General features: G+C 47.6%; 24 protein-coding genes. 3 read left to right on the forward strand and 21 right to left on the reverse strand.

Translation table 11 applies throughout. From position 1 onward, the window contains the following. Positions 1–44 precede the first annotated feature (44 nt). The 4 genes from MKY82_RS23040 to MKY82_RS23055 all read right to left on the reverse strand — a co-directional run bounded on the left by MKY82_RS23040 (position 45) and on the right by MKY82_RS23055 (position 3196). Positions 45–656 carry a hypothetical protein gene (locus MKY82_RS23040; RefSeq protein WP_339218515.1) on the reverse strand — a complete coding sequence of 204 codons (612 nt, stop codon included), beginning with the start codon at positions 654–656 and terminating at the stop codon, positions 45–47. 119 nt (positions 657–775) lie between these two features. After that, the gene (locus tag MKY82_RS23045; RefSeq protein ID WP_339218517.1) at positions 776–1705 is read right to left on the reverse strand and encodes an aminoglycoside phosphotransferase family protein; all 930 of its coding nucleotides are present in this window, start codon (positions 1703–1705) and stop codon (positions 776–778) included. After that, positions 1702–2247 (reverse strand): STM3941 family protein, encoded by a 546-nt coding sequence (locus MKY82_RS23050; RefSeq protein WP_339218519.1) that lies wholly within the window; start codon positions 2245–2247, stop codon positions 1702–1704. Before MKY82_RS23050 ends, MKY82_RS23045 begins: the two co-directional genes overlap by 4 nt. 61 nt (positions 2248–2308) lie before the next feature. Then, the gene (locus MKY82_RS23055) at positions 2309–3196 is read right to left on the reverse strand and encodes a PhzF family phenazine biosynthesis isomerase (RefSeq protein WP_339294435.1); all 888 of its coding nucleotides are present in this window, start codon (positions 3194–3196) and stop codon (positions 2309–2311) included. Between the two features lie 192 nt (positions 3197–3388). Here MKY82_RS23055 and MKY82_RS23060 point away from each other — a divergent pair, with 192 nt between their 5' ends. Next, positions 3389–4498 (forward strand): glycosyltransferase family 2 protein, encoded by a 1110-nt coding sequence (locus MKY82_RS23060; protein ID WP_194543689.1) that lies wholly within the window; start codon positions 3389–3391, stop codon positions 4496–4498. A 52-nt stretch (positions 4499–4550) separates the two neighbouring features. Here the strand turns inward: MKY82_RS23060 and MKY82_RS23065 are convergent, their stop codons facing one another. The 6 genes from MKY82_RS23065 to MKY82_RS23090 all read right to left on the reverse strand — a co-directional run bounded on the left by MKY82_RS23065 (position 4551) and on the right by MKY82_RS23090 (position 10094). Next, positions 4551–6686, reverse strand: a complete 2136-nt coding sequence (locus tag MKY82_RS23065) for an Ig-like domain-containing protein (protein WP_220684508.1) — start codon at positions 6684–6686, stop codon at positions 4551–4553. Between the two features lie 210 nt (positions 6687–6896). Continuing rightward, positions 6897–7481 carry a CDP-diacylglycerol--glycerol-3-phosphate 3-phosphatidyltransferase gene (pgsA, locus tag MKY82_RS23070; RefSeq protein WP_339294436.1) on the reverse strand — a complete coding sequence of 195 codons (585 nt, stop codon included), beginning with the start codon at positions 7479–7481 and terminating at the stop codon, positions 6897–6899. Between the two features lie 45 nt (positions 7482–7526). Further along, entirely contained in the window at positions 7527–7952 is a 426-nt protein-coding gene (gene fosB / locus MKY82_RS23075) for a metallothiol transferase FosB (RefSeq protein WP_339294437.1), read from the reverse strand. Then, positions 7933–8646 (reverse strand): HAD family hydrolase, encoded by a 714-nt coding sequence (locus MKY82_RS23080; RefSeq protein WP_220684505.1) that lies wholly within the window; start codon positions 8644–8646, stop codon positions 7933–7935. The genes fosB and MKY82_RS23080 overlap by 20 nt, the downstream gene beginning before the upstream one ends. Positions 8647–8664: 18 nt before the next feature. Continuing rightward, positions 8665–9144, reverse strand: a complete 480-nt coding sequence (locus MKY82_RS23085; protein WP_194544882.1) for an 8-oxo-dGTP diphosphatase — start codon at positions 9142–9144, stop codon at positions 8665–8667. A gap of 215 nt (positions 9145–9359) precedes the next feature. After that, positions 9360–10094, reverse strand: coding sequence for a sigma-70 family RNA polymerase sigma factor (locus tag MKY82_RS23090; RefSeq protein WP_220684504.1), 735 nt, complete (start codon positions 10092–10094; stop codon positions 9360–9362). Between the two features lie 179 nt (positions 10095–10273). Here MKY82_RS23090 and clpP point away from each other — a divergent pair, with 179 nt between their 5' ends. Together clpP and MKY82_RS23100 are read left to right on the forward strand one after the other, a co-directional pair. Then, entirely contained in the window at positions 10274–10855 is a 582-nt protein-coding gene (gene clpP, locus MKY82_RS23095) for an ATP-dependent Clp endopeptidase proteolytic subunit ClpP (RefSeq protein ID WP_339218528.1), read from the forward strand. Between the two features lie 71 nt (positions 10856–10926). Beyond that, positions 10927–11142, forward strand: a complete 216-nt coding sequence (locus tag MKY82_RS23100; RefSeq protein ID WP_071219928.1) for a hypothetical protein — start codon at positions 10927–10929, stop codon at positions 11140–11142. Positions 11143–11172: 30 nt separating this feature from the next. Here MKY82_RS23100 and MKY82_RS23105 read toward each other — a convergent pair whose 3' ends face one another. The 11 genes from MKY82_RS23105 to MKY82_RS23155 all read right to left on the reverse strand — a co-directional run bounded on the left by MKY82_RS23105 (position 11173) and on the right by MKY82_RS23155 (position 19056). Next, on the reverse strand, positions 11173–12084 hold the full coding sequence (locus MKY82_RS23105; RefSeq protein WP_339224547.1) for an aminoglycoside phosphotransferase family protein: 912 nt from the start codon (positions 12082–12084) through the stop codon (positions 11173–11175). A 21-nt stretch (positions 12085–12105) separates the two neighbouring features. Next, positions 12106–12402 carry an antibiotic biosynthesis monooxygenase gene (locus MKY82_RS23110; protein ID WP_071219926.1) on the reverse strand — a complete coding sequence of 99 codons (297 nt, stop codon included), beginning with the start codon at positions 12400–12402 and terminating at the stop codon, positions 12106–12108. Positions 12403–12444: 42 nt separating this feature from the next. Further along, on the reverse strand, positions 12445–12798 hold the full coding sequence (locus tag MKY82_RS23115; RefSeq protein WP_339294438.1) for a DUF952 domain-containing protein: 354 nt from the start codon (positions 12796–12798) through the stop codon (positions 12445–12447). 128 nt (positions 12799–12926) lie between these two features. After that, complete coding sequence (locus MKY82_RS23120; protein ID WP_339218534.1) at positions 12927–13619, reverse strand: cyanophycinase; 693 nt, start codon at positions 13617–13619, stop codon at positions 12927–12929. Positions 13620–13631: 12 nt separating this feature from the next. After that, entirely contained in the window at positions 13632–13844 is a 213-nt protein-coding gene (locus MKY82_RS23125; protein ID WP_194545159.1) for a hypothetical protein, read from the reverse strand. A 39-nt stretch (positions 13845–13883) separates the two neighbouring features. After that, positions 13884–14894, reverse strand: coding sequence for a phosphotransferase (locus MKY82_RS23130; protein WP_339294439.1), 1011 nt, complete (start codon positions 14892–14894; stop codon positions 13884–13886). A 42-nt stretch (positions 14895–14936) separates the two neighbouring features. Then, complete coding sequence (locus MKY82_RS23135) at positions 14937–15503, reverse strand: NUDIX hydrolase (protein WP_339294440.1); 567 nt, start codon at positions 15501–15503, stop codon at positions 14937–14939. A 36-nt stretch (positions 15504–15539) separates the two neighbouring features. Next, positions 15540–16421: a GNAT family N-acetyltransferase gene (locus tag MKY82_RS23140; RefSeq protein ID WP_339294441.1), complete on the reverse strand. Its 882-nt coding sequence runs from the start codon at positions 16419–16421 to the stop codon at positions 15540–15542. 136 nt (positions 16422–16557) lie between these two features. Beyond that, positions 16558–18252, reverse strand: coding sequence for a M3 family oligoendopeptidase (locus MKY82_RS23145; RefSeq protein ID WP_339294442.1), 1695 nt, complete (start codon positions 18250–18252; stop codon positions 16558–16560). 142 nt (positions 18253–18394) lie between these two features. After that, positions 18395–18709, reverse strand: coding sequence for a multidrug efflux SMR transporter (locus MKY82_RS23150; protein WP_194543702.1), 315 nt, complete (start codon positions 18707–18709; stop codon positions 18395–18397). Next, entirely contained in the window at positions 18709–19056 is a 348-nt protein-coding gene (locus tag MKY82_RS23155) for an SMR family transporter (RefSeq protein ID WP_194543703.1), read from the reverse strand. The genes MKY82_RS23150 and MKY82_RS23155 overlap by 1 nt, the downstream gene beginning before the upstream one ends. Between the last annotated feature and the right edge of the window lie 8 nt (positions 19057–19064).

Below are 19064 nucleotides of genomic sequence, written 5' to 3' on the forward strand. Positions count from 1 at the left end.
CGAAAAAACCTCGTCATAAACAGCTTCTAATACTGCGAAATTATTTACAGGATCGGCTCCCCTATTCGGCACTTGTGGAACTCCTCACTAGTTAAATGAACAATCTCTTCAACTCTCCACCGATAGAAAGCAAAGATGGCGGGTCCTCCGATTTTCCGCAGCATATGCCGCTCCCCATAGTAGATCGACCCATTCGGAGCGCTGTATACTCTGCCGTTAATAAGAAAAGACGTGAGCAAGGATGCATCATGAATCATATCCCCTTGAGGGAGTATAGCGATTAGTTCGTCCGGCAAGATGACAACGCTGGAATAATTAAAATGGAGCCTATGATACATTTCGTGGGAAATAATCGGATGAAGACGCCGATCGCTCCACAGATAGATTTCCGATCCGCTGTTTTTTACTAGAAGGGTTGAAGGACTGTTCATGATGAAATCCCCGGATATATTCACGGGTGACCCGGTCTCCATTTCTTCGAGTACCGACTCATTCAATTCCACCATGCTTTTCGCGGTAAATCCGTACGAATGGAAAGTCGCCATATCGCTAATGGGCCGTTTCTTGCCATGCTCAACCAAATAAACAGCAGAATACAAGCCCCTAATTAGAGTGCCATCCGGTACACGGCTCCTTACCCGATCGGTATGCTGCATGACGTTCCCACCCTTCAACTAAACCTAGTCCATTATATTCTTGGCCAATGATTCTGGACTCGTCAGTTATCTATTCCGTTTCACACATTTCTCTCATAAAAAAAGATCCCCGTAGGGATCTATCGATTTAATAGAGATATAATTTTGTCTTTCATATACTGATAGCTGTGGGGATCATCCTTCTTCGCATAAAAACGGAGTCCGTCCAGCGCTTTGAACAGTTGATAGCCTAACAGTCTCTCCTCAAAATATGGAATACTTACGCCTTGCTGCTCCAGGGCTTGCTGCAGCCTACTTGGAAACTCCAGCATCGGGTACCACATATGAAGAACGGAAACATCCAGCATGAAGTCGCCGAACATGGCCATCTCCCAATCCACGATCCCCGTAACGTTCTCGTTCTCTCCCAGCATATTACCCAAATGGAAATCTCCATGTACAAGATATCGCTCCGGAGGCGAATAGCGAACCCGTTCGATCATCGTTAGGTAGATTTCTTCAAAAAACTCTTTTTCCAGAAAGCTGTTCTCATACAGATTGTGCCATCCATGGTAGAAGCCTTCTTGCTCCTCATCGAAAACAGACGTGATGTAATCCAGCCATGAACGATGGACAGCCTTGCCTTCCGGAGTAATCCAGCCGTAACCCTCATGGGAATCCGCGACATGTACCTGACGGATCCGCATGAATTGATGGACAATGTCGGGGATGAGCGCTCGAATTTGCGTCGGTTCAAGAGCACTTATCGGCGTTCCGGATACTCTGTCCGAGATGGAGAAATGAATATTCTCCATTCTCCCTACCTTGTGGATACGGGGAATGGGCAAGGATTGTTCACCGTACATATCGTAGATTTTGAACACTTTATGAAGGCTATCCTCATTATCCTTAAAATGAATGACATAATCGGCATCGCCCTTGCGGTAACTGAACACCTTGCTCAGTTCGCCCATCTCGATGGGGGTGACATTCATTACCGATTCCCCTTCAATATGCTTCAGATGGCTTACCGCCATATCCAAAGTCATTTCCGGCTTAAATGTTCTCATAACATGTTCTCCTCCTTCAGCATCTGATCCGGGTTCGATTTGGACGCATTCCATCTTCGATACAACAAAGGGAACAGTTCGTATATATTAGCGGAGATACTCGATGCAGAAATATGAATCGTAGAGCCCGTCATGCCTTTATTCATACGCATGAGCTTCCGCTTCCAGGCAGGGTGCCGGGACATCAGATGGTCAGGATCATAAACTTCAATTCCTATGAATTTCTCATTCTTGATCTGATAGATATGAATATTTTTAATTTCGTCCCACGCGACGGCTCCTGCGCTCACATAAGAGGATTTATCGACGAACCCCTCCCTATGGATCAAGAGTGCCGGAGCCGATTGGAACAGCTTGGTAACGGCAAACACCAGCCCCGCGCCAAAAAACAACGCACAGATGATTCCGACAATGGCGATAACCATGTTGTCCGACGTCACCCCGCCGTATACCAATCCACTACCTAGCAGCACAAACGCCAAAGAGCCCACTAGCATTTTGGTTACCTTAGGATAAATCTTTATTTCTTCTTGTTCCTGCATGAGTCGCACTCCTTGTATGAATTAACTTATGTCGATGGCTCTATCATTCGATGGTCATCCATCAATAGCTAACCTGGAATTCTTTTACAAACACCGCCGTACCGGAAATATAGACATCCATGGTCTCTTTACGACGGTTCACATGAACATGCACTCTACCGTCTTTCCCCATTTCCTGGCCTTGTTCAATACTAAATCGAGCGGAGGATAACTCAGGGTTCAGATACGTCAAATAATAAGCTCCCATTACCCCCGATGCAGTTCCAGTTACCGGGTCTTCAATGGTGCCAGAATACGGCGATGAGAAGTGTCTCGCGTGCATGAACGAAGACGCATCCATCGTTTCCAGGCAAAAAGGATGCAGTGAGGCCTTGGGGTTATCGGTTAAAATGTCCGGAAACACTGCGTTATCAGGCACCATCCGGTCAAAATGGTCTAATCCTTTTATCGGAACCAACAATGTCCAAATCCCCGTGCTTCCATAAACGATAGGCATACTTAAGTCCAAATCGTCACGTTTCAGACCTATCGATGATGCTAGACGGTCTACATCACCCTCGTAGGATATGAATTGAGGGTGATCCTGCTTCATCTTCATGGTTAACAGGCCCTCGGCATTTTGATATTCTATAGGCAAACTGCCTACCTTGGTCTCAATCCACACGGTTTCTTTTTCCGGCAGCAGTCCCCTGGTTTTTAAAGCATACATGGATGCCATGGTGGCATGGCCGCATAAATTCATTTCATGGCCCGGAGTAAAATACCTCAATCTGATATCTGCTTGCTCTGATTGTAAGATAAAGGTGGTTTCATTGAATCCAACGCTGCGAGCGATGGATTGCATCTCCTCCTCCGTCAGATCATCTGCATTCAGAACCACCCCAGCAGGATTCCCCTTGTTAGGCTGCACGGAGAATGCATCGTAATGAAGCACGTTTATAGATTTCATGTTCCTCTACCCCTTCTTTCTGCACCGTCTATGATTTGCTATCCAAATTAGTGAAGATTTTACCATTAGGGGATATGTTAAATCCAGACCAAATTTCAAACAGCTTCCTGTATAAGGTTCATTTCGTAAGCTCACTTGAATATATATCTGGCATATTGTTATGAATCAAAACCATACATGGGGGTAATTTCATTGAACACTATCAGCCTGTGCATGATCGTAAAAAACGAGGAACTCGTGTTAAACCGCTGTTTATCCTGTGTTGCCGACATCGTGGATGAGATCATCATTGTCGATACAGGATCTACCGATCGTACAAAAGAAATCGCTCAATCCTTTACAGAGCTCATCTTTGATTTTGAGTGGATTGACGATTTCTCGGCTGCGCGTAATTTCGCTTTTAGTAAGGCTACCCAGGACTATATCCTGTGGCTCGATGCTGACGACATACTGCTGGAAGAAGACCAGCTCAAGTTAAAAACGCTTAAAGAAAACCTTACATCCGGCATCGATTCCGTAACCATGCTCTACCATTTAAGTTCGGACGAATTTGGCAATGTCACCTTCAGTCTCCGGCGCAACCGTCTTGTGAAGCGAAACAGAGGCTTCCGATGGATCGGACCCGTCCATGAGTATCTAGAGGTCTACGGCAATATTATCAATAGCGATATCGCGGTTACCCATCTCAGCTCGAAGCATGACCCCGATACCGGCCGGAATCTTAGAATCTACGAGAAGCGTGAGACGGCTGGCGAATCGTTCACGCCACGAGATTTATTCTATTATGCGAATGAATTGAAGGATCACGGCCAATTCGAGAAAGCTATTGATTATTACGAACAATTTTTACATACGGAACAGGGCTGGATTGAGGATATACTCACGGCCTGCAGCAGGCTATCCGATTGCCATCACGAGCTCGGAAATGGGCAAGCCTCTTTTGAATCCTCTATCAGATCCTTGCATTATGCGCCACCGCGGTCCGAATTCTGCTGCCGCATTGGTTACCATTTTTTCGTGAAAAACAACTACGATACGGCCATTTACTGGTATAAACTGGCGACCGAGCTTGAGCTGCCTCCGGGTTATATGGGATTTCACAACCCCTCCTTCTCCACCTGGCTGCCTCACCTGCAATTGGCCGTTTGTTACGACCGGATCGGAGCCCATGCTCTTGCCAATCAGCATAATGAGCAGGCGCTTGTCTATCGTCCAGGCGATGAAACGATACTGGCGAACCAGGAATATTTTCAAAACAAGCTGCAGGAGCTTCAAAATGACCAAGAACGGCCCAGTCCATAGAAAAGACAGCAGCCCGGCTTCTAAAAAGCCGGGCTGCTGCTAATCTGTTGTCCTATTTGACAGAGACGGTAATGGATACGGTCTTTGAATTGTACTGCCCTTTAATACGGGCGGTTCCCTTCGCGATCGCTTCAATACGTCCGTTCGTTACTTTGGCAACGTTGGAGTTGCTGGTTGTCCAAACGGCGGTGTCTCCTACATTTATTTTCGCGCCGGTATCGAATTCGGCCGTAACCGTAACGGTTTTGACGTCACCGGGCTTCAAGTTCAGTTTCTTCTCGCTGACAATCAATTTCTTCATTTTCGGAACCACGTTTACCTTAACGGTAACTTCTTTGCCTTGGTATGAACCCGTAATCGTTGCCTTACCCTCGGCAACCGCCTTAACGGAGGTTCTGGATACCGTCACAATCGCAGTGTCCGAAGAACTCCAATTCATCTTGGATGAGAGCGAAACCGTTTTGCCGTTGCTGTAATAGCCTGTAACTTTAATCGATTTGGATTTCTTGATGTTGAGATCGATATTCTCCGGCTCTACAACGATCTTCACAACTTCCTGTTCAACCACGACCGGAATCTTGACTTCTTTATTCAGGTAAGTGCCTTTCAGTGTCGTCGAGCCTTTCGTTAAGCCCTTGATCGTACCGTCTTTAATGACAGCCGCAGAGCCCGTCAATGACCATTCAACGGAAGAGGTTACATCGCTCTCCGTGCCATCTTCAAATACAGCATTTACTTTCGGCAGCGCAATGCTTCTTCCCATAACCAGCTGATACTCTTCTACATCCGGCAGAAGTACCAGCACTTTTTCATTGACGGTAACCGGCACCGTCGCTACTACTCTGGAGCCGATCTTACCGGTGATCGTTGCTGTACCGGCGTCGATGGCTTTGATTTTGCCGTCTTCGGTCGTTACCACTTTCTCATCGCTGGAAGTCCAGTTAACCGCGCTGCTGAAGTCCTCTTTCTCGTCGTCCAGAAGCGTTCCCGTCACTTTAGGGAAGGACTTGGATTCGCCTTTCAGCACATCCACTTCCGTATCAGCTGCCTCAAACTTGGTCACGGTCGGATATACTTTAACCGAGAATTCTTTACTGATTCCCAAGTAACTAACTTTAATGGTAGAGGTTCCCGAAGCTCTCGCTGTAATCACGCCACCATTAACGGAAACAGCCAGCGGGTTGGATGAGGTCCATTCCCCGGGCACGTCGATGGATTGCGAAGCCGCGTTGCGAACCTTGGCTTGTACCGTAATCGAATCATTCATGAACAGAACCGGATTCTTGATAAAATCCGTCTGATCCAGAATCAAAGCTTCATAAGGATTGCGCACATACACATCCAATTTGGCCGTTGAACCCAGATAGCTCACGCTGATCGTAGATTTACCCAACGCAAGCGGCTTTAGCTTGCCATCCTCAATTGTAGCTACGGAAGAATTGGACGATTTCAACTCTATTTTATCCGTCACGTCCATACCTGTATCGGTCTCCGACTGCTTAGCGAATACTTTCAGCTCAACAGGCGCATCGCCAACCAAGAGCTCCAGATCTTCACCCGGAACGATCGCAAGCTTTTGGTAAGGTGCAATGACTTTCACCGTGAAGGAAGCTTTGAGTCCTTTGTATTCCGCAGTCACGGTTGCGCTTCCCAGACCCACAAGGGTCAGTTCGCCTTTGCTTACTTTTACAACGCTGTCATCGGAAGTGGTCCACTTCGCTTCCGTGGTTACGTCGTTTGTTCCGTCAGCCAAGGCTTTAACGGTTAGACCTTCCGTTCCAAGCTTATGCTCCACTTTATTGGGCTGATCCAGTTTAAACTCGTCAATGGCAAATTTAACGTCGACGTCAATCGTCTTGATCGCGCCTTTGTATTTTGCCGTAACTCGGGCTGTACCTTTCTCCAGTGGAATGATAAGTCCACCGTCAACCTTTACAATTCTCGTGTTGGACGAAGTCCACGTCGACTCATTGGTTACATCCTTCTTCGTAGAAGAGCCTTCAATGTTAGCCAATACTCGAAGTTGTTCCGAGGTTTCATTAACGGTTAAGTAAATTTTGCTCTCGTTCGTATCAAATTCAATCGACGTTACGTCCCCGGAGGCGGCGAATACGCTGGTTGGAAAAACCATCGCCAACATCATCACAACGACAAGAAACATCTTCGTTGTCTTTCTGTTTAAGCTCATTTATTTCTCTCCTTTGTACCTTCTGTCTCTCAGGCTTTTTTTCAGTCTATCTCTATATCGACAGTCCCGGATGAAATCGTTACCTTCTGACGCCAAAATAGGCACAAAGTAGGATATTTTCCCAGCCCCGGATCTCGAAAAAAATCCGGCGTGATAAAATGGACAGCTGTCCCTATCAGTCAAGCCGGGGTAACGCTCATCCTGCTTACATCAGCTCAATTTTATGAGTTTATAATTGTTCAACAGATAATGGATGCCCGAATATATCGTCAAGGCGACTGCTGCAAGCATGAGAAATTCATCCACTTGAATCATAGTGACGAGCTGAAACGGATAATTATCCAGCAATACCGCTGCAATGGCTATCACCTGAAGCACCATTTTCAATTTGCCGAGACTGTCAGCGGACAATGCGATTCCCTGCTCGGATGCAACCATCCTAAGCCCTGTGATCACAAATTCCCGCGCAATGATGGCAACGGCTATCCACGTCGCAACCATCCCTGATTGAACCATCATGATTAAGGCAACCGATATAAGCAGTTTATCCGCGAGCGGATCCAGTAGTTTTCCGAGATTCGTGATTTGATTGTATTTCCTCGCGATGTAACCGTCCAGCTTGTCCGTAGCCGAAGCAAGAACGAACACGCCCAGCGCGATGTAGGTTCCATAAACATGAATAAATCCGAAGAAGCGGCTGTTCTCGGTCAGCCATAGCGGATACTCAGCAAAAAAAAGAATGAATAATGGAATCAGCATTATTCTGGCTATCGTTATTTTGTTGGCAAGGTTCATCGGTTCATCTCCTCGATCTGCAATTGGAATCGTTCGTTCCCCTAACTATTCGGCATCGTAAAAGGTCATATGCTCTTTATCCGCGCGGTAATAGTCCAGCCTGTCCTTCATGGAGCCCGTATGAAACTCGAACATATGCCCATCCGGGTCCAGGAAGTAGATCGACTTCTTCTCCTTCTCCTCCCTTGCCCTTCCCGGCAAAATCTCCACCTGGAGCGCTTGCAGACGAAGCAGCGTTGTTTCATACTCCTCCTCTTCCATAGTAAAAGCAATATGCGTATATGTTCTATTCGAGGTGCTCCTGTCGACATCTTCTTCATTTAAAGCAATCCACAGTCCGTTCAGATCAAAATATGCCAGCTTTCTCCCTTTAACCAGAAGTTTGGCTTCAAATACGTCCCTATAAAAAGCGATGGACCGTTCCAATTCCGAAACAGAAAAACAGAGATGGTTAATGGCCTGCAGTTTCATTGTTGGGCGACTCCTTTTTAATAGAAGATTCGATAAGATCCAGCACTTGCAGCGGTTGATGGATCTTCTCATGCTCGCTCTCAATAAACGTGTTGTACCAATAGGCGTGATATGGCCTAAGACCGGCATTGCTGGCGCCTCTCAGCTCATCTGAACCGCCATCCCCGATAAACAGAGATTCCTGTGGTGTTACGCACAAGCGGTCACAAGCCAATCGATAGATTTCCGGGTTCGGTTTGGCTACCCCAACTTCATATGAGAAGATAACGTCATCGAAGTAAGGCGCCAATCCGCTCTGGCCAAAAGAAATTACCTCTTCTTCCGAGCAATTGCTGATCAAGCCCACCTTCAGACCCCTTTCACGCAAAAGATCCAGCATCCTGCAGATCTCATTCGATATCGTATTGAAAGGGATTATCTTCTCGCTGACTCTCGACTGGTAGAGAAACTCTACGTGTTCCTGATGATAAGGTAAACTCCGGGAATCAAGGATATCCCGGATCACCGCGTGATAGTTGGGAAAATGACCATTCATTCTTTGCTCAAACCGGATGCTCCACTCCCGTTTAAACTCCGCTTCGGATAGCCCGAGTCTATTCATATAATCATAGGACCTCTTGGACACCCGCTTGCCGTTTGCGAATTCCGTAATTAACGTCTCGAATAAATCGAAGAACACCGCCCTGACCATCATGAAACACCGCTCCCTTCGTTAATCAACGATCCCTGCCGCCTGAGGTGATTTCGCCGGATACCGCTTGATGGTTTCATCCAGAACAATCCCGGTCTTCTCGTCCCAAATCTCGCTTAATTCAAACGTACCTTCTTCAAAAAACAACGGAAACCGGCGTTTAAACCAATCCTGCATAGGCAGCTTTAATGCCTCATCCCGGTCCACCCATAACAGCTCTCCTTCAGGGGGATGCTCCAGCAATTCCCCTTCAAAGGAGGTGGCCAAATAATTAAACACCATGTACCGTAGACCTGTGTTCGGCTCACACGATTCCTCCAGGCCTTTATAGACGATGTCCTTTACAATCAAGCCGGTTTCTTCCCGCACCTCCCGAATGGCTCCGTTTACAATGCTTTCCGGAAAATCCACTTTGCCGCCGGGCGCAATATATCCGGGGAATCCTTTGGCATCCGGTCTGTTCATCAGCAGAACGCTGCTTCCGTCTTGTATCATGCACATGGTGTACAACTTCACTTCGGTCTGCAACCTAACCCCTCATTCCTAACGGTTCTACTTGGTTTATATTATACATCCGCCAAGCGCTGAATGACGATATGATGAACGGAGATTCGTGTCGTCTTTTTCATTGTTATGTTGCATCAAAAAAAAGGCCCGAGCAACCTCTGCTCCGGCCTTCCCGATAAATGTATGATCAACCTGCTCGAATCTTCGCTTTACGCGGCCATTCTCATGTCAGACGAATATCCGCCGTACATCATATAACTTGCGCTCGGTGTTTCAACCTGCATCGGAACCATGCAGCCGATGGCTGATGCTTCACTGCTATTCCATTGAATAAGTCTCACGACCGCTTCAACGTCCCCGGATTGGTATGCCTCTGCCAATGCCTGAAGATTCAGGGTCATCTCCTCGTCTTCCGGCATAGCCAATTCAAGTTCCTCTTCCTCCGGATCCAGTGATTGCAGCACTTTGTGAGCTCGATGAAGGGCCGCTTTCACCGCTCCCTCCGTCGTTTTCAGTTTCACCGCAGTTTCCGAAACAGAATATTCGTACACTTCACGGAGCACCAGCACCGTTCTCTGCAGGGGCGACAAGTGTTCCAGCAGCCATTGAAAAGCGAACTCGATGTTCAGTTTGCTGTCCTCGTTCGACGCTTCTTCCCTAGGCAAAACATGTTCCAGCTTCTCATCCAGAATTCGTCTATAGGTCTGATCCCGGCGAACCCGGTCAATCCATGTATTCTTGGCAATCCGCAGCAGCAGCGCTTCGGGGTTGACATGGCTCCGCTGCTTCAGATGCTCCAGTGCCTTGATCCAAGTGTCCTGCACCAGATCATCGGAATCCCATGAGGAGTTTGTGAGGGACAGACAATATCTGTGCAGGGTAGCATTCATTTCCTCAAAGCTTAGATCAGCCGGAGGGGTAACGCTCGGGCGAAATATCGTCATCGGAAGCCAACTCCTTTCCTAATCTCGATACAGATATCTTATATGTAAACGAATGAAGTTATCTTTTCGTTACTTTGATTTTCGAACAATTTATTTCGTGGTTTCTCCGTATCTTTTGCGGCTGCCTCTTCGTTTACTTGCTGAAACCTGAAAACCTAACGAATATGGAGGATGAAACCATGAATGTTGTTCCTTATGTTGTAGAACAAACCAACCGGGGCGAACGATCTTACGATATTTATTCCCGATTGCTGAAGGATCGGATCGTGTTTGTGGGTGCAGCCATCGATGACGCCATCGCTAACAGCATTATCGCACAGCTGTTGTTTCTGGCGGCTGAGGATCCTGAGAAGGATATCCACATGTATATCAATAGTCCGGGCGGCTCGGTATCCGCGGGCTTTGGCATTTACGATACCATGCAGATCATCAAACCTCAAGTCAACACCATCTGCACCGGTTTTGCCGCTTCTTACGGCGCGATCCTGCTGCTGGCCGGGGCCAAAGGCAAACGACTTGCGCTGCCGAACAGCGAGATCATGATCCATCAGCCGCTGGGTGGTGTGCAAGGGCAGGCTACCGATATTGCCATTACGGCAAAACGCATCCTGAGAACCCGTGAGAAGCTGGCACAGATTATATCCGAGCGGACAGGTCAATCCGTCGAACGCGTCGAAAAGGATATGGAGCGGGATTATTTTATGTCGGCGGAAGAAGCGAAGGAATACGGCATCATTGACGATATCGTCACGAAACTGTGACGCTAATCGTATATAATGGCCTGATCCGTTAGACCCGATACTCTATTTTATTCACAAGGAGTGGAACGTATATGCTGAAAAGTTTGCTCAATCAGGAAGTGAGCATTTATTTTACGGATGGAAGCTATGTGCGAAACGGCACGCTGGAGGAAGTAGGCGATCAATTTATCCGGTACCAGGACGAATATGAGATGCTGTATGTACCGTTAACCGCAATCCGCTACGTTTCCGTGAATACCAAGGAACGAGACAAACCTCGAGTGGGATTTGCACCAACCTCCCGATAAGTTAACAAGAACCGCATGGACTCCTTAAGCTCATGCGGTTCTGTTTGTATCGCGGTTGATTTTTTCTAATAGGAATGAGAGCATTCGCTGCTTGCAGACTTCGTTCTGCTCCTTTTTATGAAAGCCGATAAACTGCAGGGCATGAATAACAGAATAGAAATCAATTAGCGCCCGCTGTTCTTGCTCCATTCCCCAATGCCTGCATAACGCCTCCACGTATGGCATCCCCTGCTCTCCAATATCGGAGACCACCGCCGTCTTGGTGAGGGCAATCATGTACAGCGGATCCCCGTAGCATACCCAATCAAAATCAACGATACCCTGAAGCTTGCCTTGGGCCACAATTACATTCTTGATCGTAAGATCATCAAGGAAACAGATGGGCTCCACTTGGTCAAAATAAGGCGTGTAACGCTGCTTCATGTGTTGCAATTGGACGATAGTCTCCGGAGTAACATCATCGATTATGTGATCGATATGCTGGCGGATATCACGATCGATGATCTGAGTCCAGGATGAGAAGGGCCCCTGCTCTCCAATTGGAACCCATCCGAATCCGGTGCCTCGGGGAAGCTCTGACACGCTGCGTTGGTATGAAATGATCTGCTGGGCAAGTTCAGTCATTTGTTCATGCGTCATTCCCTCAAGCTCATATCGGAGGTCCCGTCCGGGGAAGTGCTCCAGTATCATATAAGCAAAGGGGACCAATTCCATGGACACATCCGTTCGGATCACACTCGGTACCGGCAAGCCTAATGAAGAAAGAATCGCAATATTGTCCGCTGTATGCTCCAGGACGCCGGGCTTGTCATTGGTTCTGAGAATGATTTGCTCATCGGATAATGTCACACTATATACCTGATTGGTATGGCCAAATGACATGGGTTCGATCTTCAGCGGCGGGCTGCCGTAAACCTCTTTTATAAGATCCTCCAGGCTCATCTCCAACACCTGCCTTAACGGTCACTTTATGTACACATCTTCAAAATGTTCAACGACGGGGAATGGATCATAAAAGTGATGCAGCAATTCTTTCCATTCCTGATATTCGGCGGATCCCCTAAAACCTATCGTGTGATCCTCCAGCGTCTCCCATTTCACCAATAGAACATATTTGTGCGAATCCTCCAGGCACCGCTTCAACTCATGGTGGATATACCCCTCCATCTTGGATATGATCCCTGAGGCGATTTGGAAATTGCGTTCAAAATCTGACGTAAGTCCTGGTTTCACTTGCAGCATGGCCACTTCGAGTATCATTGCGTTTCCTCCTTGGTTTCAAGTTAAAATTCATATCACGGTCTATCCACTATATTCAAGCTCGGCAGAAGGCTGAAACGCAAATACCCCCTCTTCATCCGGCTCAAAACGATACATCTTCTGGACGGCGTTCAGATTCAGCCCTCCATATATATGCGGGTACAACTGGTTCATCTCATATAAGTCCTCATACACAATCTCCACATCCACCTGATCTTCCTGGATACCCAGAACAAATAGATCCGTCCTTCCCGTGTAGAACGTATTGGCGACTCCGCTGACTTGCTCCTCTGTGGAGCAGTGGATGAATCCGTCCGTTTGTAAGCTCGGCGGCTCGTACAATCTATTCTCTCGTGCTATCATCCAGGCTTCCTTAGAAATTATATGATAGATCATGCCGTCCGTTCCCCCAGTCGCTTATTTTTTCGTACTATCTTGACACACTTGAGCTAAAAAAACCATGCTTTTCTTATTGTTGTCAGATGGCATTCTTCCTATTGGCATAAAAAAGAAAGAAAACACCCTTAGGATGTCCTCTTTATCATCGTATATTGATCCAGGTCATCATCCTCGAAGATGACTTCATGGACGGCTTCTCCCAAACTATAAGCCAGCTGCCCATTGATAAATACGGCACAGGCCTGCTCATCGATGCCGATCCCGCGCTTCACCTTCTTCGTTCTCATACCTTCCAGCAGATTGGACTGGTCGCTCCACTCCGTATAATGAACGCTGATCAAGACATTCGAAAGCAACCCTACCCCTTGCTTAAACAGCATTACGCTTTGTTCATTATCCAGTGGCGATATGAGGCAGGTTTCCGGAAGAATCAAGGCGCCTGCCGAATTTCCTGCAATGGGAACGCCGTTCTCGTAACCGTTGATCAGCAGCTCTTTAAAACGACCAGTCGCGTAATAGTGATGGTATTTCTCCGTGTTGCCCCCGCCAATAAATATCCCCGTGGCCTGTGTCAACACCTGTTCAGCCTGTTCCATGTCCAGCTTTCCGTCATCATCGGGAACGATCACCTTCACATCCTGAGCACCCGATTCTGCCCACATCTGCTGAAACAGGGGAACATACTCCTCCCAGCCCGGTCTGTTCATAATGCATAAAACAATTCTGGCGTTAGAACCGCCCGCTTGCTCTATAAATTGTCTATTTGCCTCTCTTTGAAAGGAATTTCCTCCAAGCAAAAATAAATATCGATCCCTCAAGGTAACGCCCCCTTATTTCTTCTTTTTCGGACCTCGTTTATAGACATAGAACAACAGCACGGATATAAAATATATCGGAAGCAGGATAATGCCAATCACAGCGCTCAGCAGGACGATGGAGAGCTGGCCGCGGTCTGCCATCGCATCGTAATTCACATACCCGAAGACAATCCATACCAGCCATACCAATGTAACCGCATATCCTATTTTATAAGGTAATCTCACAGCATGGTTCACATCCTAGAAGTTATGTACGTGACACATTCATAAACATTTCGAATACAACAATTCAACAAACTCGTGCTGCTTTCGTTCCATCCATTCTCTTCTGATCTGAAGTTGCTTCAACATCAGGTGAAAATAGGAGGCGATGTTCCTTCCGGCCAAATGCTGCCCGATATAGATGCTTAATAAAGAAACATAATATAACTGCATGATATAGGGAATCCACTGGATCTCTGCACGAGTTAACCTCATATATTTTCGATATTCATCTAAAAACAGCTCGACCTTTGTCAAGGTCTGGTCCTCATGCTGAAGAAGATGGTTCAGACAAATGGATAGTTCCCATATCCGTATGTCCATAGCAGCAAAATCAAAATCCAATACACCGCTCATCTCCCTGGACTGGGGATTGATCAAGAGATTAAAAACCAAAATATCATGATGGACCATTTGCTTAGGCAGTGCATTCAGCTCAACTGCATGGTTAATCACAGATTCATAGTATCCTTGCAATACAGCTATCTGTTCAGCATCAATATCAAAAGGAGGGCATGCCAAAAACTCATTAATTTTCGTCTGATTCGATAGAGAATGGAGGTTGTAAACATCATGGAACGCAATCGCAGGACAAACCACATCGACGGAATTCGATTTGAATTGCTGCAGAGCATATGATATTTCCCCTACTGTCCGTCCATAATTAAGCACATCAGACATATTGGATAGATCAGGGACCTCTCCTTCGATAAACCGTGTCAGGGACCCCGGGGAACCATCCGACAGAACCACGTACTTCGCCTCATCCTTACTGGAGACGAAACCTGGAATATCAAACGATAAGGAACAACGCTCCAAGTAAGCTGTTAGTTCAACCTCAAACCGCAGCCTCTCTTCATTCTTCGTATGACGATTGTATATTCTTGCGACGTATTTCTTTTGGTTCATTGCTACAATTCGGGATTCATTCGTCATGCCGAAAGGAACGGTCTCGATCGAATGCACAGGTCCATGAAAATAATGCTGCAACAGCTCCTGAAATACGTGTTCCACTGACTACACCTCTTTTCGGTTCAGCGCGTTCCCTCATGCAACTCATGGTTCATCGTTAGATAGTTGAATCGAACGGTCTTCTTGTCGTATGGCAAAAGCCAGCTTGTACAGATCTGCAATATCTTGCCTGCCCGTCTCCTCCAATCGCTTCACGGCTTCCTCCAAATCAACGGCCTCTACCGCGATGACCTGCTCCCCATCCTCTGGATTCAGCGGCTCCCCAACGATGCGCACATCCCCGTATCCAACCAATCTGACAAAATGAGGATGGGGAATATGCGGCCGATAAGGCGTCTTGCTGCTGGATTCGCAACGGAACTGGCCGAAGACCCGGAACGACTCGAGTTCTGCGCCAAGCTCCTCCCTAACCTCCCGTCTAAGTCCTTCCATATAGGACTCGCCGGGCTCCAGGGTTCCTCCGGGAAGCTCCCAGCTTCCGTCCGCTACCTGAAAAATAATGCAGCGATCCCCGGCAAACGGAAGAATCGTGACATTGCTGACCTTCGATTCTTCGATTTCATCTCCGATGGCAAACCTGGCTCGGACTACGCCCCATTGGATATCTTTCGCGAGAGCCGGGTACAGGCTCATATCCGTGTTTTTTCTCATGCACGCATTTCCTTTCGAACTTTACGAATTCACAACCTATGTAGCGCTGTATTCATGAACCATAAGCACCTGCTCCATCGAGCTCGTATATCCAAGCTCCTGCAGCACGTTCACCAGTTCCTTATGCGAAGCCCGGATGTTGAATGCGGACCGCTTGCAGGCATAACCGGGTTGTATCATCTCCAGTACCGCCGTCTTCATCACGGCTTCTGCATCCGGATGTCCTGGAGCAGCCTCACAACGAAACAGCGTGATTGCTGCCAAACTGCCTGACGCATCAAACACCCGCTTAAACAAACCAAAGCCCACCTGTTCTTCTCCTTCATACACAATGACGCATTCACCGTCCTTGATACTGGAAGCGTCTGTCTGCCAGACTTCACCGGATCGATAGAAGGCTACAGATACAGCCTCCGCTGCCAGGCCTCTGACCAGCGTATACGGTGAACGGGTATTCTTCGCATCTTGCTGCTCCGGGAGCTGTTCATTCGTCATGATGAGCAGCCGGTCGATGATATGATATCCAACGCTTTCGTAGAGACGAATCGCTGGCGCATTTGTGCTGATCGCCTCTAAATAGGCACGACGGACGCCTTGTTCTTCGTACAGCTCTTCGTTTTTCTCCATCATGTTTTTGCCGATTCCCTTCCCCCGGAAATCGGGAGCTATCGCTGTCCCGCCGTTACGTGCAATCTTAACGCCATCTTCTTCCCGAAAGCTGTTCATGACGATGCCGGCAGGTACGCCATCCATGTAACAAGCGAGTGATCTCTCCATGCACAAACCATCGCTTCCGATACGGGCAATGAAGCGGTCCAGCGGCATCGAGGCGTTCACCATGTATCCTTCAAATGAGTGATTCCACAACTCCGATACTTCCCGAATCGGAAGCTCGCTTAGCGGTTTATACGTAATCATAGTTATAATCCTCCTAATTTATGGGCAATAAGTGGGTTCTATGAAAGATGCTTTCTATTAAAAACATGCAGGAAGAACACCTGAGTCTTTACTCACTCATGTTCTCCTGCATGTCTTAGCCATGCTTATTTACGATTTAAAGAGCTGCATCGTCTACGCTGTCCAGCCAAGCTTCGATGCTGCCAATGACGGAAGTGACACAGCCATCCTCGAATGGGGAGATCAAACCTGCCACCTTCACCAGTTCGGTGAAGGACTTGCTTCCACCTTGACGGCACAGGTTCAGATAATCTGCCCATGCAGCGGACTTGTCCTCGTGCATCTTCTTCCAGAATTGGAATGCACAGATTTGAGCCAACGTATAGTCGATATAATAGAACGGCGTGCTAAAAATATGACCTTGTTTATGCCAGAAGCCGCCTTGCTCCAGATACGCATTGTCATCATAGTTCCGGTGCGGCAGATATTTGCGCTCAATTTCGCGCCATGCCTGTTTCCGTTCAGCCGGCGTAGCATCCGGATTCTCATAAACAAAGTGCTGGAATTCGTCAACCGTTACGCCGTAAGGGATGAAGATAAGTCCGCTTGCGAGATGGTCGAAGCGGTATTTATCGGCCTCATCCTCGAAGAAGCGGTCCATCCACGGCCATGTGAAGAATTCCATGCTCATGGAATGGATTTCGCACGCCTCATAGGTTGGGAACCCATACTCCGGTACCTCGAAACCTCTGCTCTCATATACTTGGAACGCATGACCGGCTTCGTGCGTCAGCACATCAATATCACCGGAAGTCCCGTTAAAGTTGGAGAAAATAAACGGTGCGCCATACTCGCTGATATAGGTACAGTATCCGCCGCTCTGCTTGCCTTTTTTGGCAACCAGATCCATAAGGCCGTTCTCCTGCATGAAGGTAAAGAACTCATGGGTTTCCGGAGATAATTCTTCATACATCTTCGCTCCATGGTTGACGATCCAATCCGGGTCACCCTTCGGTGTTGCGTTCCCCGATTTGAATGAGAAGTTCTCATCGTAGTACAGCAGTTGGTCCACATCGATTCGTTTCTGCTGACGTTCTTTCAGCTTGCTTGCAACCGGAACGATATGCTCCAGCACCTGGTTACGGAAGTTAGCCACCATCTCCGCGTTATAGTCCGTGCGGGCCATGCGGGCATAACCAAGCTCTACGTAATTGTTAAATCCTAGTTTCTTGGCAATCTTGGTTCTCACTTTAACCAGATCGTCATAGATACGGTCGAAGTTTGCTTCGTTCTCAGCCATGAAGCCGCTGGACGCCTCCATTGCACGTTTACGCATATTGCGGTCCGTCGATTGCTGGAAAGGAATCAATTGCGACAGGGTACGCTCTTCGCCTTCGAACTGAATTTTGGCCGAAGCGATCAGCTTCGAATATTCCGTCGTCAATTTATTTTCCTGCTGCAGGTCCTCGATGATCTCAGGACTGAAGGTTTTGAGGGAAAGCTCTGCCAATTGGAACAGCTGACGCCCCCATTTGCCCTCCAGCTGAGCTCTGAATTTCGAATCCACGAGGGCCCGATAATAATCCGTTATGTATTCCTGGATGACCGGTCCGTTCTCGTCAAAGAAATCCTGCTCTGCCTTATAGAACTCGTCGTTCGTATCAATCGAGTGCCGGATATATACCAGTTGACTCAGGGTATCCATCTCACTGCGTAGTTTGTTAATGCGGGTCATCGCCTCATCCTGTTCCTCATACGTGCTGGCGGAGGTGAAGGCGTTAAGCTGCTCTTTAAACTTTTGCTCAAAAGCTTTTACGTCGGGGCGTTCATAGCGATACTCGCTGAATTTCATAAGATACACCTGTCCTTTCCCATATAAAAAATGCATCCTGGCGTCTGATCGGATGGATTCAAAACACCAAACTATATCTAAATTCTATATGCGAATCAGAATATCCTTCACAGGTCTATGAAATTCTACACGCCCCTATGGGTTACGTTATAATCTTAAGGCCGATCGCTGAAGCCAGAATTAAAGCAATGAAAAATATCCGACGCGCTTCCTTAGGTTCTCCAAAAGCAAACATCCCCAGCAAGGTACTGCCGGCCGTCCCCATTCCTGTCCAAATCGCATAAGCGGTTCCCATGGAAATAAAGGCCATCGCGTACGTCAGCAGCAGGAAACTCGAACCGAGCGAACAGGCCAAAAAGATGTAGGATCCCACGCTGCGGGTCAGGCTCACCCTTCTTAACGCAATCACACCCAACACTTCACATAACCCTGCGCCGATCAGAGCGATCCATTCCATTACGCACCACTCTCCTTCGCCTGGTTATCCGTATCCTTCGTGACCAGTTTGAGTCCGAGCACCCCTGCAGCCAACATACCAATCAGCAGCAGCTTGACGGGATTCGCCTGCTCGCCAAACAGGAGGATCTCAACTAGCACCGTACCGGCTGTCCCCAGTCCGGTGAAGATCACATAGACCGTACCGATGGGAAGTTTAGCAGCAGAGTCCAAAAAAACTTTGAAGCTGAATATAATCGAAGCGATGGTAATGATCCACTGCCACCAGGTATCGGAATGCTTCAAACCGGATACCCATACAACCTCCAGTGCCCCCGCTATTAGTAAGAGCCACCATGCCTTTTTCATCTCCAACA

The sequence above is a fragment of the Paenibacillus sp. FSL W7-1279 genome (genome assembly GCF_037969845.1).
Classification (GTDB): domain Bacteria; phylum Bacillota; class Bacilli; order Paenibacillales; family Paenibacillaceae; genus Paenibacillus_AQ.

Excerpts from the sequence above, each read along its gene's own strand:
- MKY82_RS23145 (WP_339294442.1), bottom strand. The coding sequence starts at position 18,252 with ATGAAATTCAGCGAGTATCGCTATGAACGCCCCGACGTAAAAGCTTTT.
- pgsA (WP_339294436.1), bottom strand. The coding sequence starts at position 7,481 with ATGAACCTTGCCAACAAAATAACGATAGCCAGAATAATGCTGATTCCA.
- MKY82_RS23055 (WP_339294435.1), bottom strand. The coding sequence starts at position 3,196 with ATGAAATCTATAAACGTGCTTCATTACGATGCATTCTCCGTGCAGCCT.
- MKY82_RS23040 (WP_339218515.1), bottom strand. The coding sequence starts at position 656 with ATGCAGCATACCGATCGGGTAAGGAGCCGTGTACCGGATGGCACTCTA.
- MKY82_RS23150 (WP_194543702.1), bottom strand. The coding sequence starts at position 18,709 with ATGGAATGGATCGCTCTGATCGGCGCAGGGTTATGTGAAGTGTTGGGT.
- MKY82_RS23105 (WP_339224547.1), bottom strand. The coding sequence starts at position 12,084 with ATGAGCCTGGAGGATCTTATAAAAGAGGTTTACGGCAGCCCGCCGCTG.
- MKY82_RS23135 (WP_339294440.1), bottom strand. The coding sequence starts at position 15,503 with ATGAGAAAAAACACGGATATGAGCCTGTACCCGGCTCTCGCGAAAGAT.
- MKY82_RS23090 (WP_220684504.1), bottom strand. The coding sequence starts at position 10,094 with ATGACGATATTTCGCCCGAGCGTTACCCCTCCGGCTGATCTAAGCTTT.
- fosB (WP_339294437.1), bottom strand. The coding sequence starts at position 7,952 with ATGAAACTGCAGGCCATTAACCATCTCTGTTTTTCTGTTTCGGAATTG.
- MKY82_RS23155 (WP_194543703.1), bottom strand. The coding sequence starts at position 19,056 with ATGAAAAAGGCATGGTGGCTCTTACTAATAGCGGGGGCACTGGAGGTT.
- MKY82_RS23115 (WP_339294438.1), bottom strand. The coding sequence starts at position 12,798 with ATGATCTATCATATAATTTCTAAGGAAGCCTGGATGATAGCACGAGAG.
- MKY82_RS23100 (WP_071219928.1), top strand. The coding sequence starts at position 10,927 with ATGCTGAAAAGTTTGCTCAATCAGGAAGTGAGCATTTATTTTACGGAT.
- MKY82_RS23045 (WP_339218517.1), bottom strand. The coding sequence starts at position 1,705 with ATGAGAACATTTAAGCCGGAAATGACTTTGGATATGGCGGTAAGCCAT.
- MKY82_RS23140 (WP_339294441.1), bottom strand. The coding sequence starts at position 16,421 with ATGATTACGTATAAACCGCTAAGCGAGCTTCCGATTCGGGAAGTATCG.
- MKY82_RS23065 (WP_220684508.1), bottom strand. The coding sequence starts at position 6,686 with ATGAGCTTAAACAGAAAGACAACGAAGATGTTTCTTGTCGTTGTGATG.
- clpP (WP_339218528.1), top strand. The coding sequence starts at position 10,274 with ATGAATGTTGTTCCTTATGTTGTAGAACAAACCAACCGGGGCGAACGA.
- MKY82_RS23085 (WP_194544882.1), bottom strand. The coding sequence starts at position 9,144 with ATGTGCATGATACAAGACGGAAGCAGCGTTCTGCTGATGAACAGACCG.
- MKY82_RS23080 (WP_220684505.1), bottom strand. The coding sequence starts at position 8,646 with ATGATGGTCAGGGCGGTGTTCTTCGATTTATTCGAGACGTTAATTACG.
- MKY82_RS23110 (WP_071219926.1), bottom strand. The coding sequence starts at position 12,402 with ATGATACTCGAAGTGGCCATGCTGCAAGTGAAACCAGGACTTACGTCA.
- MKY82_RS23050 (WP_339218519.1), bottom strand. The coding sequence starts at position 2,247 with ATGCAGGAACAAGAAGAAATAAAGATTTATCCTAAGGTAACCAAAATG.